Source organism: Acinetobacter sp. ANC 4910, from assembly GCF_004331035.1.
GTDB lineage: Bacteria > Pseudomonadota > Gammaproteobacteria > Pseudomonadales > Moraxellaceae > Acinetobacter.
Genome location: NZ_SJNT01000001.1, coordinates 380,658 through 398,892 on the forward strand (window position 1 = coordinate 380,658; position 18,235 = coordinate 398,892).

17 protein-coding genes and 2 tRNA genes are annotated in these 18,235 nt (G+C 42.8%); 15 read left to right on the plus strand and 4 right to left on the minus strand.

The features are described 5' to 3' along the window. Positions 1-223 precede the first annotated feature (223 nt). Positions 224-646 (minus strand): Lrp/AsnC family transcriptional regulator, encoded by a 423-nt coding sequence (locus E0H82_RS01640; RefSeq protein ID WP_116762678.1) that lies wholly within the window; start codon positions 644-646, stop codon positions 224-226. 201 nt (positions 647-847) lie between these two features. Here E0H82_RS01640 and E0H82_RS01645 point away from each other — a divergent pair, with 201 nt between their 5' ends. The 8 genes from E0H82_RS01645 to alr all read left to right on the plus strand — a co-directional run bounded on the left by E0H82_RS01645 (position 848) and on the right by alr (position 11,473). Then, entirely contained in the window at positions 848-2,122 is a 1,275-nt protein-coding gene (locus E0H82_RS01645; RefSeq protein ID WP_171458250.1) for a Glu/Leu/Phe/Val family dehydrogenase, read from the plus strand. A gap of 71 nt (positions 2,123-2,193) precedes the next feature. Continuing rightward, positions 2,194-3,411, plus strand: a complete 1,218-nt coding sequence (locus E0H82_RS01650) for a bifunctional succinylornithine transaminase/acetylornithine transaminase (protein ID WP_016165649.1) — start codon at positions 2,194-2,196, stop codon at positions 3,409-3,411. A gap of 13 nt (positions 3,412-3,424) precedes the next feature. Then, positions 3,425-4,456 (plus strand): arginine N-succinyltransferase, encoded by a 1,032-nt coding sequence (gene astA, locus E0H82_RS01655; protein WP_131262698.1) that lies wholly within the window; start codon positions 3,425-3,427, stop codon positions 4,454-4,456. Further along, positions 4,456-5,925 carry a succinylglutamate-semialdehyde dehydrogenase gene (astD, locus tag E0H82_RS01660; RefSeq protein WP_131262699.1) on the plus strand — a complete coding sequence of 490 codons (1,470 nt, stop codon included), beginning with the start codon at positions 4,456-4,458 and terminating at the stop codon, positions 5,923-5,925. Before astA ends, astD begins: the two co-directional genes overlap by 1 nt. Before the next feature lie 23 nt (positions 5,926-5,948). Then, on the plus strand, positions 5,949-7,289 hold the full coding sequence (gene astB, locus E0H82_RS01665) for an N-succinylarginine dihydrolase (RefSeq protein ID WP_131262700.1): 1,341 nt from the start codon (positions 5,949-5,951) through the stop codon (positions 7,287-7,289). Between the two features lie 23 nt (positions 7,290-7,312). Next, positions 7,313-8,287: a succinylglutamate desuccinylase gene (astE, locus tag E0H82_RS01670; protein ID WP_131262701.1), complete on the plus strand. Its 975-nt coding sequence runs from the start codon at positions 7,313-7,315 to the stop codon at positions 8,285-8,287. 400 nt (positions 8,288-8,687) lie between these two features. Further along, entirely contained in the window at positions 8,688-10,187 is a 1,500-nt protein-coding gene (locus E0H82_RS01675) for an amino acid permease (RefSeq protein ID WP_228258606.1), read from the plus strand. 59 nt (positions 10,188-10,246) lie between these two features. Beyond that, positions 10,247-11,473 carry an alanine racemase gene (gene alr, locus E0H82_RS01680; RefSeq protein ID WP_131262702.1) on the plus strand — a complete coding sequence of 409 codons (1,227 nt, stop codon included), beginning with the start codon at positions 10,247-10,249 and terminating at the stop codon, positions 11,471-11,473. 510 nt (positions 11,474-11,983) lie between these two features. On the opposite strand, the gene E0H82_RS01685 is transcribed toward alr, so the two are convergent. Next, positions 11,984-12,059: transfer RNA gene (locus E0H82_RS01685), tRNA-Gly, on the minus strand. Positions 12,060-12,098: 39 nt separating this feature from the next. Beyond that, a tRNA-Gly gene (locus E0H82_RS01690) sits at positions 12,099-12,174 on the minus strand. 199 nt (positions 12,175-12,373) lie between these two features. On the opposite strand from E0H82_RS01690, the gene E0H82_RS01695 reads away from it, so the two are divergent. The 5 genes from E0H82_RS01695 to E0H82_RS01715 all read left to right on the plus strand — a co-directional run bounded on the left by E0H82_RS01695 (position 12,374) and on the right by E0H82_RS01715 (position 15,224). Beyond that, complete coding sequence (locus tag E0H82_RS01695; protein WP_131262703.1) at positions 12,374-12,682, plus strand: BolA family protein; 309 nt, start codon at positions 12,374-12,376, stop codon at positions 12,680-12,682. Positions 12,683-12,697: 15 nt separating this feature from the next. Beyond that, on the plus strand, positions 12,698-13,087 hold the full coding sequence (locus tag E0H82_RS01700; protein ID WP_131262704.1) for a SirB2 family protein: 390 nt from the start codon (positions 12,698-12,700) through the stop codon (positions 13,085-13,087). An 85-nt stretch (positions 13,088-13,172) separates the two neighbouring features. Beyond that, the gene (locus E0H82_RS01705; protein WP_131262705.1) at positions 13,173-14,012 is read left to right on the plus strand and encodes a ParA family protein; all 840 of its coding nucleotides are present in this window, start codon (positions 13,173-13,175) and stop codon (positions 14,010-14,012) included. Between the two features lie 14 nt (positions 14,013-14,026). Further along, on the plus strand, positions 14,027-14,413 hold the full coding sequence (locus E0H82_RS01710) for a hypothetical protein (protein ID WP_131262706.1): 387 nt from the start codon (positions 14,027-14,029) through the stop codon (positions 14,411-14,413). A gap of 220 nt (positions 14,414-14,633) precedes the next feature. After that, a complete protein-coding gene (locus E0H82_RS01715; protein WP_131262707.1) occupies positions 14,634-15,224 on the plus strand; it encodes a LysE family translocator in 591 nt (196 codons plus the stop codon). Here the strand turns inward: E0H82_RS01715 and E0H82_RS01720 are convergent. Continuing rightward, positions 15,221-15,856, minus strand: a complete 636-nt coding sequence (locus tag E0H82_RS01720; protein ID WP_131262708.1) for a DedA family protein — start codon at positions 15,854-15,856, stop codon at positions 15,221-15,223. The genes E0H82_RS01715 and E0H82_RS01720 overlap by 4 nt on opposite strands. A 190-nt stretch (positions 15,857-16,046) precedes the next feature. Here E0H82_RS01720 and E0H82_RS01725 point away from each other — a divergent pair, with 190 nt between their 5' ends. Beyond that, on the plus strand, positions 16,047-16,463 hold the full coding sequence (locus tag E0H82_RS01725; protein WP_131262709.1) for a DoxX family protein: 417 nt from the start codon (positions 16,047-16,049) through the stop codon (positions 16,461-16,463). A 190-nt stretch (positions 16,464-16,653) separates the two neighbouring features. After that, positions 16,654-18,222: a glutamine-hydrolyzing GMP synthase gene (guaA, locus tag E0H82_RS01730; protein WP_131262710.1), complete on the plus strand. Its 1,569-nt coding sequence runs from the start codon at positions 16,654-16,656 to the stop codon at positions 18,220-18,222. Positions 18,223-18,235 lie beyond the last annotated feature (13 nt).

An 18,235-nucleotide genomic window follows, 5' to 3' on the forward strand; every position in this document is an offset into this window, starting at 1 on the left:
TTTTCTGTACGTCGATTGTTATACACAGCCACGCGGGACTTTAAAAGAGTTGTGCCATTTAAAAATGAACAATCGGTGAAACTCATGGGGTCATAATCGGAGAAAATTTCCGAGAAAACGAGGTTGAATTGCACTTTTCTAGCAAATGAAGCGGTATTGATCAGAATGGTTTTGGTTGCTAAGCGTTTAGGTTTCTCACTTGAAATCACGATAAGTGAATTGCTTATGCTTTATATGTCGAAAGCAAAATACTGGTTTCAGTATTATAAATGCCAGAAATGGTTCGAATACGCTCTAGGGTTTTATCAAAACTTTCCAAACTGTCCGATTTCAGCTCAACCAATAAATCCCATTTACCATTGGTGGTATGCAGCGTATGCACCGAGGGATCAATTCTTAATTCTTTCACGACGGCACTGGTTTTGGTGCCTTCCACCATAATGTTCATCCATGCACGAATGGTGTTCTTCTCACTGCCGGGTTTTAAGCGGACGGTATAGCCCGTAATGATGCCACTTGATTCTAAATATTCAATGCGCTTTTGCACGGTATTCCGGGAAACACGCACTTTGTGGGCAATATCGGTAATCGACATACGGGCATTGTCACGCAGCAAACCCAGAATTTGACTGTCAGTATCATTCACTTTGATTTTCCAAATTATCATTTTGCTAAAATTTATTGCATTTTAATCAAAATTACAACTTTTTAGAGTCGTTTTGATTTTTCATACTATGCGTACTGGGTAACACTCCAGTTGGAACAGCACCGAGCTGAGGCGGTGTCCAATAGATGGAGTGTTTCCTATTTTGAATGGATTGAATTAATTAAATTCTCAGAGGATAAAATAATGTCTTTGTCGTATGAAATGGAAAATAGTGGCGCATGGCAAACCTACCTTGCTCAGATTAACCGTGTAGCACCCTATCTTGAAGAAGACTTAATCCCATTTATCAATACTTTAAAGCGTCCAAAGCGTGCGCTTATTGTCGATGTGCCTATTGTTATGGACGACGGTTCTATTCAGCATTTCGAAGGTTACCGTGTACAACACAATTTGTCGCGTGGACCAGGTAAGGGCGGTATTCGTTATCACCCAGATGTAGAACTGAATGAGGTCATGGCCCTCTCAGCGTGGATGACCATTAAAACTGCGGTATTAAACTTGCCATATGGCGGTGCAAAAGGCGGTATTCGAGTCGACCCGCGTAAATTGTCTCCACGTGAACTTGAACGTTTAACGCGTCGTTTTACCACTGAAATTAGCCCAATCATTGGCCCACAAACCGATATTCCAGCGCCAGATGTTGGCACAAATGCGGACATTATGGGTTGGATGATGGATACCTATTCCACGATCAAAGGTCATACCGTAACAGGTGTAGTGACGGGTAAACCTGTGCATTTAGGCGGCTCATTGGGTCGTGTACGTGCAACGGGTCGCGGCGTGTTTGTGACAGGTTTAGAAGTTGCCAAGAAAATTAACTTAGCACTTGAAGGCAGCCGTATTGCGGTTCAGGGCTTTGGTAACGTAGGTAGCGAAGCCGCATACCTCTTCCATAAAGCCAATGCGAAAGTAGTGTGTGTGCAAGACCACACAGGCACGATTTTCAATGCCGAAGGTATGAATGTTAAGCAATTGCAAGACTATGTTGCGATTCATAAAGGTGTCGCAGGTTTCCCTGATGCAACCTTAATTGAAGATGAAGCGTTCTGGGCAGTGGAGATGGATATTTTAATCCCTGCTGCATTAGAAGGTCAGATTACTCCTGAGCGCGCTCAGAAACTGACTGCCAAATTGGTGTTGGAAGGTGCCAATGGTCCAACTTATCCAGATGCAGAAGATATTCTTTTACAACGTCAAATCATGATTGTTCCTGACGTGTTGTGTAATGCAGGCGGTGTAACCGTGAGTTACTTCGAGTGGGTTCAAGATATGGCAAGCTATTTCTGGACCGAAGAAGAAATTAATGAGCGTTTAGACAAGCTCATGATTAAAGCGGTTGAAGACGTTTGGCATACAGCGCATGACAAAGATTGTAGCTTGCGTACCGCAGCGTACATTTTGGCATGTGAACGCATTTTGAAAGCACGTAAAGAACGAGGAATTTTCCCAGGTTAAGGGCAAGTTCCGTGCCCTTCGGGGCACATTCAAGCAAGAACAACATCAGATTTATTAAGGAAGAACAAACCATGAACCAGAATAGTCAACCTAATCGCCAAGATTTTAATCAGTATATGGTGCCTGTTTTTGCACCCGCTCAATTTATTCCTGTGCGTGGTGAAGGTTCTCGTTTATGGGATCAGCAAGGTAAAGAATATATTGATTTTGCAGGGGGGATTGCGGTGAATGCGCTTGGACATGCACATCCAGTTGCAGTCAAAGCCTTAGTCGAACAAGGTCAGAAGTTATGGCATATCGGTAATGGTTATACCAATGAGCCTGTACTTACTCTAGCAAAACAATTGGTTGAAAGTACCTTCGCCGATAAAGTGTTCTTCTGTAACTCTGGTGCAGAAGCCAACGAAGCGGCTTTGAAACTTGCGCGCAAAGTGGGCCTACTTTCAGGCTCTGCGCGCAAGAATAAGATTATTGCATTTAAAAATGCTTTCCACGGCCGTACGTTGTTTACCGTTTCGGCGGGTGGTCAACCAAAATACTCGCAAGATTTTGCTCCTTTACCAGAAGGTATTCAGCATCTTCCATTCAACGACTTGGACGCAGCACGTGCAGCGATTGATGCCGATACTTGTGCTGTGATTGTTGAGCCGATTCAAGGTGAAGGTGGGGTCATTACTGCCGATCCTGAATTCTTAAAAGGTTTACGTGAGCTGTGTGATCAACACGGTGCTGTACTGATTTTTGATGAAGTACAAACAGGCGTGGGTCGTACAGGTGCGTTATATGCGTATATGAACACTGAAGTGACCCCAGACATTTTAACCACAGCCAAAGCACTCGGTGGTGGTTTCCCAATTGGCGCCATGATTACCACAGATAAATACGCGAATATGTATGCGGTAGGTGATCATGGTACGACTTATGGTGGTAATCCATTGGCATCTGCTGTAGCAAATGCAGTGTTTGGTTTTATCAATACACCTGAAGTGTTAAATGGCGTGCGTACTCGTGCACAAATCTTTGCTGAAGGTTTAAAACGTTTAAATGAACGTTTTGGCTTGTTTGAAGAAGTTCGCGGTCAAGGTTTATTAATTGGCTGTGTACTCAAAGCGGAATATGCAGGTAAAGCCAAAGACATCGTCACGCTTGCTGGTGAAGAAGGACTTTTGGCACTGGTTGCAGGTCCAAATGTCGTGCGTTTCACACCATCTTTAATTATTCCAGAAGCGGATATTGAAGCAGGTTTACAACGTTTTGAGCGTGCGCTCGCACGTTTCGTTGGCGCGTGATAGGCCACCGCTGATGATGATTGTTAGACATGCAGAGCATCGAGATTTAGATGACATCTTCATTCTGGCGGGGAAGTCGGGCGTAGGTCTGACTTCTTTACCCCAAAATAAAGAGATCTTACTGGCTCGAATTGCACGCACGCAAAAGACCTTACAAGGTCAAGCTGCGCCAAATGAGCAAGGTTATTTATTTGTTTTAGAAGATACCCAGTTGCAGCGCGTGGTCGGTGTGAGTGCGATTGAAGTTGCGGTGGGTTTGACGGAACCATTTTATAACTTTCATGTGGGCAAGCAAGTGCATGCTTCACAGGCTCTGAATGTTTATAAGGCTTTAAATACCCTATTTTTAAGCAATGACCACACGGGATGTAGTGAGCTGTGCACGCTGTTTTTAGATCCTGAGTACCGTAAAGATCAAAATGGCAAGTTGCTTTCTAAAATCCGTTTTCTGTTTATCGCTGCATTTCAACAGGCGTTTCAAAATACCCTGATTGCAGAAATGCGCGGTTATTCTGATGAAAATGGTCGATCACCCTTTTGGGATGCTTTGGGCTATCACTTTTTCAATATGGACTTCTCCACGGCTGATTACCTGAGTGGTATTGGGCAAAAAGTCTTTATTGCGGAATTGATGCCTCGCTTCCCTGTGTATACCGATTTATTGCCATTGGCAGCACAGCAAGTGATTGCACAAGTCCATCCTCAGACGGTTCCCGCTTCTCGTGTTTTAGAGTCGGAAGGTCTGCGCTATCAAGGGTATGTCGATATTTTTGATGCTGGCCCAACCCTCGAAGCCGAAGTGAAAAACTTACGTGCAGTCAAGGAAAGCCAGACCTGCGCCGTGAAAATTGTGAGCAGTTTGCCAGAAGCGACGGGTCGTTATTTAGTGGCGAATGACCGTTATCACGATTATCGCGCAATTTTAATTCAACATGCTGCGGATGCAGACAGTTTAAGTTTAATGGCTGAACAAGCTTATGCGCTTGGTGTACAAGCGGGGCAAAGTATTCGTATGTTGCCTTTAGACAAGATGGAGTCAAAATAATGTCACAAGGAAATTTATATATTAATGGGACATGGTCTCCTGCACAGGGTGCAGCATGGGACAAACTCGATCCTGTCACACAAGAAAAAATTTGGCATGGTGCAGAAGCCACAGCTGAGCAAGTTGAACAGGCTTGTCAGTCGGCACGTGCTGCCTTTGCCGCTTGGGCACGTCGCCCACTTGCAGAGCGTATTGAAGTGATTCATCGTTTTGCGAGTTTGTTAGAACAAAATAAACAACAGTTAGCGACCATTATTAGTCGTGAAACCAGCAAACCGATTTGGGAAACCTTAACCGAAGTTCAATCGATGATTGCTAAAGTAGCCATTTCGATTCGCGCTTACCATGAACGTACAGGCGAAAGCGTAACGGAAATGGCCGATGGTGCAGCATCTTTGCGTCACCGTCCGCATGGAGTATTGGCTGTATTTGGTCCATATAACTTCCCAGGTCACTTACCGAATGGTCACATTGTTCCCGCCTTAATTGCGGGCAACACCCTTGTCTTTAAACCAAGTGAATTGACGCCGTGGACAGCGGAAGAAACCGTGAAGTTGTGGCAAGAAGCAGGCTTACCCGCAGGCGTATTGAACTTGGTACAAGGTGGTCGCAGTACAGGGGAAGCACTGGCTCAATCCCATGAGATTGATGGCTTGTTGTTCACGGGTAGTGCCAATACGGGTTATCACTTGCATAAACAATTAGCAGGTGCTCCAGAGAAAATTCTCGCGCTAGAAATGGGCGGTAACAACGCATTAATCATCGATGAAATTACCGATATTGATGCGGTGGTGAACTTAACCCTTCAATCTGCCTTTATTTCCGCAGGTCAGCGCTGTACTTGTGCGCGCCGTTTAATCATTAAAAATGGTGCAGTAGGCGATGCCTTCATTCAACGTTTGGTTGAAGTGAGCCGTAACTTGGTGGTGGGTCAGTGGGATGCACAGCCACAACCATTCATGGGTGGTGTGATTTCACTACATGCTGCACAGCAAATTTTACAAGCACAACAACGCCTGATCGATTTAGGTGCTGAGGTGTTATTGCCTGTCACTCAAGCAGATGCCAACAGTAGCTTGTTAAGCCCAGGTCTTTTAGACGTAACTCATGTTAATGACGTACCCGACGAAGAATATTTTGGTCCATTGAGCTGTATCTATCGTTATGACCATTTTGATGAGGCTTTAGCACTAGCGAATGCCACTCGTTTTGGTTTGTCAGTGGGGCTAGTTTCACCAGATCGTGAACTGTTTGAGCGGTTATTGATTGAAGCGCGTGCAGGCATTGTGAATTGGAATAAACCCTTAACAGGTGCGTCAAGTGCTGCACCCTTTGGTGGTGTAGGCGCATCAGGAAACCATCGTGCCAGTGCCTTCTATGCCGCAGATTACTGTGCATGGCCAATGGCATCATTAGAAAGTCAGCAGGTAAGCCTACCTGAAAAATTATCGCCAGGCATTGTGCTGTAAGTCGACAAAAAGGGAGTTTAGAAATGTCAGGCTATGAAATTAATTTTGATGGTTTAGTCGGTCCAACGCATCACTATGCGGGATTGTCATTCGGAAACGAAGCATCAACCAAAAACCAAAATAATCTTTCCAACCCAAAGTTGGCTGCCAAGCAAGGTCTGTTAAAGATGAAAGCTTTGGCCGACATGGGCTTAAAGCAAGGTGTATTTGCACCGCAAGAACGCCCACATGTGCCAACTTTGCGTAAATTAGGCTTTCGCGGTGATGATCACAGCGTAATTGAACAAGCGATGCGTACTTCACCTGCATTGTTATCTGCTTTGAGTTCGGCATCGTGTATGTGGACAGCCAATGCGGCAACGGTTTCACCGTCGGCAGACAGTGCAGATGGTCGTGTGCATTTTACAGCGGCAAACTTGAACAACAAATTCCACCGTTCCATCGAGCATGACACCACATCACGTGTTATGGCGGCAATGTTTAATGATGAGCGCCACTTTGCCCATCATGAAGCTCTGCCACCTGTGGCATTGTTTGGTGACGAAGGTGCCGCGAACCATAACCGTTTAGGCGGTGCTTATGATCAAGCCAGCGTACAAGTGTTCGTTTATGGTCAGCAGTTCCTCGGCGGTGGTATTGGCCCGAAACATTATCCTGCGCGTCAGTCGCGTGAGGCGAGTGAAGCAGTGGCACGTTTACACCAACTCAAAGCAGAACAAACCGTTTTTGTTCAGCAGCATCCTGATGTGATTGACCAAGGGGTCTTCCACAACGACGTGATTGCGGTGAGTAACCAAAACGTCCTGTTCCATCATCAACATGCATTTTTGAACCAATCGGAAGCTTTGGCTGAAATTCGTGAAAAAATGGCGCGTTTGGGTCAAGACTTCGTGTCCATTGAAGTGCCTGATCAGCGTGTATCTGTGAAAGATGCGGTGAATACCTATTTGTTTAATAGTCAATTACTCACGCGTGCCGATGGCGGTATGAGCATTGTGGTGCCTGAAGAATCGCGTCAAAACCCAGCGGTATGGAGCTACTTGAACGACATGATTCAAATGGGTACCCCAATTGATGACATTAAAGTCTTCGATTTACGTGAAAGTATGCGTAACGGTGGCGGTCCTGCATGTTTACGTTTGCGTGTCGCAGTGAATGAAGCAGAACTGAATGCGATTAATCCGAATCTGTTTATGAATGATGCCTTGTTTACCCGTTTAAACACGTGGGTAGATCAATACTACCGCGACCAGTTGGCACAGCAAGATTTGGCTGACCCGCAATTATTGATTGAAAGCCGTACTGCGTTAGATGAATTGACGCAAATTTTAGGTTTGGGTTCGGTATATCACTTCCAACGTTAATTCGCGAGTAAGGACAGCAGAAAATGGATTTTTTAAGTAGTGTGTTAGAGCAAAAAGTGCCTGCTTCAACCCGAGGCATACAGGACGATTTTAGCTGGGAATGGCTGGCTGAAGGGGTACTGTCTTTTACGCCTCAACAGGCTTATGAAAAAGCTATTGTGCTGTCCGCAGGTGTACATGGCAATGAAACTGCGCCAATCGAATTGTTGGCGCAGATCAGTCAGGATTTATTTGCAGGTGTTTTAAAACTGAAGGTCAAATTATTGTTGATCTTGGGTAATCCTGTCGCGATTCGTTCAGGTCAACGTTATGTTGAAAATGATATGAATCGGATGTTTTGTGGTGCACATCAGCAATTTGCAGAAACCTTTGAAGCGAAGCGTGTGGCGGAGCTAGAGCAGTTGGTGGCAGATTTTTTCAAATCTTGCCCAACGCAGGTCAAGCGGTATCACTATGACTTGCATACTGCAATACGTCCGTCTGTCTTGCCAACGTTTGCTTTATTTCCGTACCAAACTCATGGCTATGATGCGGTCATGTTGGAGTGTTTGAATGCTGCGGAACTGGATGCCTTGGTATACCACAATGCAGCGGGTCGCACCTTCACGCACTATACCAGTTCAAGATTTCAGGCAGCGAGTTCAACCCTTGAACTCGGACATGCCAAACCTTTTGGTCAAAATGATTTATCGGCATTTAGCGCGATTAATCAAGTGTTACGTTCGGTAGTAACAGAACAACCTTTACCTGCACGCCAAAAGTCAGCAATTAAAAACTTTCGTGTTGTCGATTCGATTATCAAAACTGAAGATGACTTTCAGCTCAACCTTGCCGATTCTGCTCCCAATTTCTCAATGTTCCAATCAGATGCGGTAATTGCCCTGCAACAGGGTAAACCTTATGTGATTGCACCAGAACAGGTCTGGATTTTATTTCCAAATACTCAAGTGAAAAAAGGCTTAAGAGCAGGTTTGATATTAACTGAGCTTCGTTCGTGATTATTCGTCTCGATTTATTAAATATGATGATGGTGGTTTATTGAACTTAAATCGTTAAATTAATTTTCAATGGAATTGAATATATGGATATTGTGAAAAATATTAATGCAATATTTACATCTAGTGATTATGGGTTCGCTTGTAATCAGTGGATAAACTCGCGTCATGTTTTTATTAAGCTACTGTTTTTTAATGTTAAATTAATAAAAATGGTATAGATTTTGCAATCTGTGTTGTGATTGTTTGATCGCTATTTTTATTTTAAAAATACGGTTAAATAATAGAATTAATATTATTGAAAGATAATATTTAGCTTAATTTTGGATAGATATTAAATAAGGAAAAATTTTATATCTATCCCGTATTTGCACCTCTTTAAGGTGTAAATTGGAGTGAAAACATGATGAATGGAAAACAAACCCATCAACAAAAAGAGCCTTTAGAAGGTGATTTGCTGGGTGGACATCATTACGATTCAGCTGGAGAAGAACAACTCGATCGTTCTCTCAGTAATCGCCATATTCAAATGATTGCGATTGGCGGAGCCATCGGAACAGGTCTATTTATGGGTTCGGGGCAAACCATTGCCAATTCTGGAACCTCAGTCATTTTGACTTATATGATCGTTGGCTTTGTCTTGTTTTTTGTCATGCGTGCCATGGGGGAGTTACTGCTTTCCAACACCAACTATAAGTCATTTGTGGATTTTGCTACGGATTATTTAGGTCCTTGGGCAGGCTATTTTTTGGGCTGGACCTACTGGCTCAGTTGGATCATTACTGCAATTGCCGATATTATCGCGATTGGTGGTTATATGCAGTTCTGGTATCCCGATTTACCCGTATGGTTACCTGCTTTGGCCACGATCACTGTTTTGACTGTACTGAACTTGCTTACAGTGAAAATGTTTGGTGAAACCGAGTTTTGGTTTGCCATGATCAAGATTGTGGCGATTATTGCCTTTTTAATCTTGGGTGTGAGCTTGGTGGTTATGGGCTTTGTGTCGCCAAATGGAGTCAAGGCATCGTTCTCGCATATCACCGATCCTGATGCGTTTTTACCGCATGGTGTGACAGGTTTCTTGGCGGGTTTCCAAATGGCGGTGTTTGCTTTCTTGGGTATTGAATTGGTCGGTACAACTGCTGCAGAAACCAAAAACCCAGAAAAATCATTACCCAAAGCCATTAATTCAATTCCTTGGCGAATTCTGTTGTTTTATGTGGGTGCTTTGTTGGTCATCATTTCCGTGACCTCATGGCAGCACGTTGATCCAGGCAAAAGTCCATTTGTGGCTATGTTCCAATTGGTCGGGCTTACAGCTGCTGCTGCTGTGGTGAACTTTGTGGTCGTGACTTCGGCAATGTCTTCTGCAAACAGCGGTATCTTCGCCACCAGTCGTATGTTGTATGGTTTGGCGGTTGAGAAAGATGCGCCGCAGCGCTTTAAAACCTTATCTAAAGGTAAAGTGCCTGTACAAGCCCTGTTGTGTTCGATGGTTTGTGTATTTATCGGTACGCTGATTTTGTTCGTTACGCCAAATGTTATGTCTGCATTTAATATTGTGACAGCATTGACCTCAATTTTGACTGTATTTGCCTTTGGTATGATTCTCGCATCGTATTTGGCTTATCGTAAAAAGCGCCCTGATTTGCACGCGCAATCTATTTATAAAATGCCTGCTGGTATTTTTATGAGCTGGTTTGGGATCGCATTTATGGTGTTTGTGGTTGCGATTTTATGTCTTGATCATGATACGCGTATTTCACTGTTTGTTTCACCACTTTGGTTTATCGGCTTATGGATTGCTTACAAGCGTCGTAAACGTAAAGACTGCGAGCGCACTTGGATTTTAGAGCATGGTCGTCGCATTGATCATGATGAAGTATCAGAAAATAATTAATGAAGAGTGAGAGAGGGTATTTACCCTCTCTTTTTTATAATGACGAAGAGGGATTTGTCTTGAAAAAAGTAACATTATTGGCATGTATGTTGGGGGCGGGACTGCTGAATATGAGCAGTGCGATGGCGGCACCGATGTTGACACCACAAATTTCAGCGATACAGGCTGCGGCGCCACAAGCCAATGCTTGGGTTGAAATTAATGTGCAGACCTTTGAGCAGAATATTCAGACTTTACAGCAGCAATTGCAGGATAAGAGTCAAATCTGCGCCGTGATGAAAGCCGATGCTTATGGTCATGGTATTCAGTTGCTCATGCCGAGCATTATCAAGTTAAATGTACCTTGTGTGGGTATTACCAGTAATGCCGAAGCCGCGATGGTGCGTCAATCGGGTTATCAAGGTCGCATTTTAAGACTGCGTGCAGCCACCGATCAAGAAATTCAAAATGCCGCATCTTTAAAGATGGAAGAGTTATTTGGCAATTATGAACAGGCACAGCGCATCTCTGCTTGGGCGAAACAGCAGGGAATTACAGTTGCCTATCATTTGGGTTTAAACGCAGGTGGCATGGATCGTAATGGTTTAGAGTTAAACAGCGAGCAAGGCAAACAACAAGCGCTGCGTATGACCAAACTGCCAAATTTAAAGTTGGTCGGTATCATGACGCATTATGCTGTAGAAGATGAAAAGTATGTGCGTGAACGTTTAGCCGTGTTTAATCAACAAACTGACTGGTTGATTAAAAAAGCCAAATTGAAACGTGAAGAGCTAACCTTACATACCGCCAACTCATTCGCGACGTTAACAGTGCCAGAGTCGCATTTAGATATGGTCCGTGCAGGTGGCGTGATTTATGGTGACAGTATTCCTGACCGTGTGGAATATAAAAAGTTAATGACTTTTAAAACCCAAGTGGCAACAGTCAATGCCTATTTAAAAGGCACAACCGTTGGTTATGACCAAACCTATACCTTAAAGCGTGATTCATTATTGGCAAACTTGCCAATGGGTTATTCAGATGGCTATCGTCGTGCTTTTAGTAATAAAGCCTATGTGCTGATTCGTGGACATAAAGTTTCTGTGGTCGGACGGACGTCAATGAATACCACCATGGTCGATGTTACTGATTTCCCTGATATTCGTGCCAGCGATGAAGTGGTGTTGTTTGGTCAGCAAGGCAATGAAAGCGTCAAGCAAAGTGATTTGGAAGAATACAATGGTGCTTTGCTGGCAGATGTCTACACCATGTGGGGCAATTCCAATCCTAAAATTGCTGTACGCTAAACTGACAATAATTCGTTAAGGTAAACGACTCCCCCATGTTTGAACTTTCAGGCGTGGGGTAATTTTTATATGGCTGTGTAGATGGCCTATTGATTGTCTATCAAGGTTAATATTGATCGTTAATGGTCAGTTGAGGCTTTGCCTTCTGGATGTTTTTTCACATCAAATTCGTAAATGCTATTTAAGGTTTGAACTTACATTCCTGTAATTGGACATACAATACCTTCTGTAATCAGGATGTTAGGTTGTTTTTAATTATGATTATTTTTTGTGCGTATTATCGGGTGTATATCCCAGAGCTTTGATGTGATGCAAAAAAGATTTTAAAGCACAGGCAACGGCTATTTGAGTGTAAACGTTTGAATCGGTAATTTTCTAGAAGATTGCTAGCGAATCAGATCAATTTTGTAAAAAATTGGCGGGCTACTTGAATGAAAATGGATAGGTTGTTCAGATTTAAATTTTAGATATAAAAAAACCCTAATCTTTCGACTAGGGCTTTTTTGAATCTGGAGCGGGAAACGAGACTCGAACTCGCGACCCCAACCTTGGCAAGGTTGTGCTCTACCAACTGAGCTATTCCCGCATATTGAGCAGTTTTTTCTAAAACTTACACTAAAAAATTTGGAGCGGGAAACGAGACTCGAACTCGCGACCCCAACCTTGGCAAGGTTGTGCTCTACCAACTGAGCTATTCCCGCATGCCGTGTATAATACAGTATGAAAAATGATGGTCAATATGTTTCTGAAAAAACTTGTATCAATTGCATAAAATAAAAGCATTTTATGCCAGATTTTCTAAAAATCTGGGCTTGTGGCAGCAAAAGTTGCGTGTGAATACAAAACATCAGGGTAGAACCGCTATACTGTAACTCAGTTAAAAGATAAAGGCAGATTCTCATGAGCTTAGAATTACAACTGCGCGACCGCTTACAACAATTGGCACCAACTTATCTAGAAATCGTAAATGAGTCTGCGGGACATGGTGGCTATTTCCCGGGCAAAGAGTCACATTTTAAAGTGGTGATTGTCAGTGAAGCCTTTGATGGCTTACGTTTAGTGCAACGTCATCAGAAGGTTTATGCTGCTGTAGGTGATTTATTGGCGCCGAGTCGCATCCATGCATTAGCCCTGCATGCCTTTGTAGAATCGGAATGGCAGGGACAAGACACTTCAAGCCCAGAATGTGCACATGCACCTAAGCATTAAGGATATTGGCTGGTTATGGATGCTCAAATGTTGTTAATGCTGCATTGGTTGGCTGTTGTACTGGCGGGTGTGGCAATTGTAATTCGCGCGCGGAGTTTATTTTCGGGAACCGAAGGTAATTTGCCGAATCCATCTGCCCGTAAATTTTTTGTGGCTTTGCAGCACAGTGCTATGACTTTATTGATCCTGACGGGTGTTGCTTTATTGGTCATGAAAGATTTTGAGGTACAGTCTTGGTTTTATGCCAAAATTATTCTGTTTTTAGTGCTTTTGTCTTCTTTAAGCAAAGCCTATAAAAAGCAGGATCAGCTTGTTTTGGCGCAACGCCGCGCAGGATTATTTTTAGCCGTGGTAGCATTTGTTGCAATTTTGGGGTTGGTGATGATTCAGCCAAATTTTGGTTGATTGTCAGACATTTTCTATAGCGATAAAAAAATGATCGATTACACTGCTTAATGAGCATAGATAAAAAAATTGAGGGAGGGGGAATATGCGGACACGTGTGGTATTTAATCAGAAAGGTGGTGTAGGCAAGTCGAGTATTACAGTCAATTTGGCTGCGATTAGCGCGTATCAGGGATTGAAAACACTGGTGATTGATTTGGATCCGCAAGCCAACTCCAGTCAATATTTATTGGGTGATGATGCCACCTATTCTGCTGATAAACCTGCATTAGAACCGAATATTGAAAACTACTTCGATGAAGTTTTGGGGACAAGCCAAAGTAAAGCTGGGCTATTAGGCAATGCGATTGGATCTTTATTAAAGAATCGTCCCAAAGGTCTGGAAAGTTATGTGCATCAAACCCCGTTTAAACAACTCGATGTGATTCCTGCAAGTCCAAGTTTAGGGGCTTTGGCTTATGCTTTAGAAGCCAAGCATAAAATTTATAAATTACGGGATGCCTTAAAGTTACTCGAAGGTAAATATGACCGTATCTATATTGATACCCCCCCTGCGTTTAATTTCTTTACGTTATCTGCATTAATTTCGGCAGATCGCGTGTTAATTCCATTTGATTGTGATGTGTTCTCGAAACGCGCCTTACAAAGTCTGATTGAAAATGTGATTGAAACCCAAGATGATCATAATGACCAACTGGAAATTGAAGGTATTGTGGTGAATCAGTACCAAGCGCAAGCCAAATTACCTCGCGAAGTGGTGCAGCAACTGAAGGATGAGGGGCTGCCTGTATTGGAAAATATGTTGCCGCCTTCGGTGCTGATGAAAGAATCCCATCATCAAAACCAACCCTTAATTCATTTGGCGAAAGATCATAAATTGACGCAGGCCTATCTTTCATTGTTCAATGAAATTGAGCAAAAATAAGATTGAGAAAAGTTATGAAAAAAATTGCTTTATCCATCCTTGCTGTCAGTAGTGTATTGCTAACTGCGTGTGCAACCACGGTCAAACCGACCTATGTTTCTCCAACGCAATATCAGTCTTTGAACTGCCAACAACTACAGGCAGAATATGACCGAATTCAGCAATATTTAAACCAAGGTGTTTCTGTAGCAAAACGCACAGGTGTTGGCGTGGATGTTGGCTTGGGCGGTGGTTGGAGTCGTGGTGGTGGTTGGGGCTTTGGTCCAAGCGTTTCATTAAACATGGGGCAGTCTTCAAATACCAAAAAGACCGAAATTTCACGTTTGATGGGGCAACAGGATGCGATTGTGCAAGCTGCACAGTTTAAAAATTGCCCAATTAAGGTGGTTCCAAGAACTTAAACCAGAAGAATCTCACCCTCTAGCGAAAAGATTGAAAAGCGCTAGAGGATGAAAGTTTTTCAAAATATTTCAAAAATAATGATAACATAAACAGTATATTAGATTGTATTAACAGTTGAATCTAACCTATTGTGTCTCGATTTAGACTGGGCTTGGCTTGTTCTTTGGGTCAGCTTTCAGATAAGGTGTGCAACAATTTGCACTTGAGTGATAGGTTTTTATGATTGAGAGTTGGCTGTTTGTTTTTGCAATGATTGCAGTGTTTCTGATACCGGGACCGACCAATGCATTACTGGCAAGCTCTGCTCATCAACAAGGTGTGACTAAAACCAGTTTACTTATTCCAGCCGAATTATTGGGCTACATTTATGCAATTAGCTTGTGGTCGCTGTTGATCCATTTGACCAGTCCAGTCTGGCCGCATTTGATTACTTTGCTACATGTGTTGAGTGCGTTGTATGTGTTTTGGATCGCATTCCATTTATGGAAATCGACACATCTGCAATCGCATCATCAAAAGCATCCTCATATTCGTCCACATCAATTGTTTTTTTCAACGCTGAAAAATCCCAAAGCATTGCTTTTTGCCGCGGGAATTTTACCATTAGAAATGTGGAACAGTAGTTTGAGTGCAGGACTGGTGTTTTTGGCCTTTTCTTTAATTTTGGTTCCAGCTGCATTGTTTTGGATGGTCTTTGGCAAGGCTATTTTGGCAGGGAATTTAAAGCCAATAAAAGCCGATCATTTATATAAAGGGTCGGCCATGTTATTGCTTATTTGTATGTTACCTGTGGTAATGCGCTTCTTTTAAGCCTTCTTTTTTGCTAATTTCTGGCGAATAAAACCAATAATACCCGGCAAGATGCTGATTATAATAATCCCGAAGATGAGGTGAGTGAAATTATCTTTCACAATAGGCATGTTGCCAAATAAATAACCGAGCGTAACAAACGAGGTAATCCAGCAAAAAGCGCCGATCAAATTATAGGTTAAAAAGAATTTATAATTCATTTGTCCAGCACCCGCGACAAAGGGTGCGAAGGTTCGTGCAAAAGGCACAAATCGTGCAAAAATAATGGTTTTACCACCGTGCTTTTCAAAGAATTTTTGTGTGTTAATTAGGTGTTGTTTGTTAATAAAGCGTGAATCAATTTCAAATACTCGCGGCCCAATATATTTGCCAATATGGTAGTTCAGGGTATCGCCCAGTACAGCAGCAATGAACAGCAAAATGCCCAATACCCAAGGATCCATGGCTCCTGTAGAAGCTGCTAGCGCACCCGCAGCAAATAACAAGCTGTCACCCGGTAAAAATGGCATGACTACCAAACCCGTTTCGACAAAAATAATGAAAAATAAAATAGCGTAAATCCATACCCCATAATTTGTAATAAATTCGAGTAAATGGTCATCTACGTGTAAAATAAAATCAAGGAGTTCCATGGGGTAAAACATCGCGAAAATGTAGCCAAATCCTAGCAGTCCATATACGGAAAGTCAGTATAAAAAAGTAATTAATTTTACCCACCTATCGTTTCAAATATAAAACGATGAGTCTGAAAAACAAGTATTTATTCTAAAATAATTAAAAACTAAGCTGTGCCTATCCACAAAATTAAGAAAAGGTCCAATTATGTTTAATCCCAATGTTGTTGTGAAAAATGTCGTGACTCAGCCTACGCTAGATAGCATTGTGAGTTTAATCGCTCGTGTGCTGCTGGCTTATATCTTTTTGGTTGCAGGTTGGGGAAAACTCACCGCTTATAGCGCAACGGTGGGTTATATGGAGGCAATGGGTGTACCTGGCGCGCTACTTCCCTTAACCATCTTGGTTGAGTTTGGTGGTGGTTTAGCGCTGTTGTTTGGTTTTCAAGCCCGCTTTGCTGCTTTAGGTTTAGGTGTTTTTAGTATCATCACTGCTTTCATTTTTCATGGTGGTGCGGAAGATGCCATTAACTTTATGAAAAACTTTGCCATGGCGGGCGGTTTGTTTTTCTTAATGCTGCATGGTGCGGGCAAATTCAGTCTAGATGCCCTCATTGAAAAATAAGGTATTACAGCCCATGAGCTCTGGGATTGCAGAATCCCATCTTGATCAATAGCACCGACAAGTTCGGTGCTTTTTATTTAAACATCTGTTTTGTAAATATATTTATTGATTGTCCAAATAGTGTGCTTAATATAGGGAAAAATGTTAGAATATGGCGCTTATATTCGCTTGCCTATTATAGTTGTTTGTCATGACTACCAATTCTCAAATTACTGAAGATCGTATCCTTATTTTGGATTTCGGCTCTCAATATAGTCAACTTATTGCACGTCGCGTACGCGAGGCGGGCGTTTATTCTGAAATGTATGCCTACGATATGTCTGAAGAAGACATCCGTGCGTTTAATCCAAACGGTATTATTTTATCGGGCGGACCAGAAAGTGTGCATGAAGAAGGCAGTCCACGTGCACCACAAGTGGTGTTTGAATTAGGTGTGCCTGTATTGGGAATCTGCTACGGTTTCCAAACCATGTCTGAACAACTCGGCGGTAAGGTTGAAGCGGGTACAGTACACGAATTTGGCTATGCTGAAGTTGATATTCAACAGCGTGACCATCTCATTGGTCAACTTCAAGACCGCGAAAACCAATTACACGTGTGGATGAGCCATGGCGATAAAGTCAGCCGTCTACCAGAAGGTTTTGTAACCACAGCCAGCACACCGAGCTGCCCATTTGCTGCGGCATCTGATGAAAGCCGTCGCTTCTATGGCGTACAGTTCCATCCAGAAGTAACGCACACTGCAAAAGGTGCAGAGTTATTGGCTAACTTTGTACACAAAATTTGTGGTTGTGGCGGTTTATGGACACCAGAACATATTATCGACCTTCGTGTAGAACAATTACGTCAACAAATTGGTGATGAAAAAGTTCTTCTTGGTTTATCTGGTGGTGTTGATTCATCTGTCGTTGCAGCGTTATTGCACAAAGCAATTGGCGATCAGTTGACGTGTGTATTTGTTGATAATGGTTTACTTCGTTTAAACGAAGGTGATCAAGTTATGCAAATGTTTGCTGAAAACATGGGTATTCGTGTGATCCGTGCTGATGCTGAAGAGCGTTTCTTGACTGCGTTGGCGGGTGAAGTTGATCCTGAGAAAAAACGTAAAATCATTGGGCGTGAGTTCATTGCAGTCTTTGCTGAAGAAGCGCGTAAACTTGATGGCGTGAAATTCTTGGCGCAAGGGACTATTTACCCAGACGTGATCGAATCTGCTGCAAGCAAACAAGGTAAAGCACATGTGATTAAATCACATCACAACGTGGGTGGTTTACCAGACGATTTAGAGTTTGAATTGGTTGAGCCATTACGTGACTTGTTTAAAGATGAAGTACGTAAATTAGGTACAACTTTAGGCTTGCCGCACAGCATGATTTACCGTCATCCATTCCCAGGTCCAGGTTTGGGTGTGCGTATTTTGGGTGAAGTGAAAAAAGAATATGCGGATATTCTTCGTCTTGCGGACGACATCTTTATGCAAGAACTTCGCGACAGCGGTTGGTATGATAAAACAGCTCAAGCATTTGCCGTATTCCAACCTGTGAAGTCTGTTGGTGTAGTCGGTGATGGTCGTCGTTATGCATGGGTTATTGCACTTCGCGCAGTTGAAACTGTGGACTTCATGACGGCGCGTTTTGCACACTTACCATACGAATTGGTCGACAAAATCTCGACGCGTATTATGAATGAAATTAAAGATGTATCACGTGTAGTGTATGACGTGTCATCTAAACCACCAGCAACAATTGAGTGGGAGTAAAATCGGGCTTTCA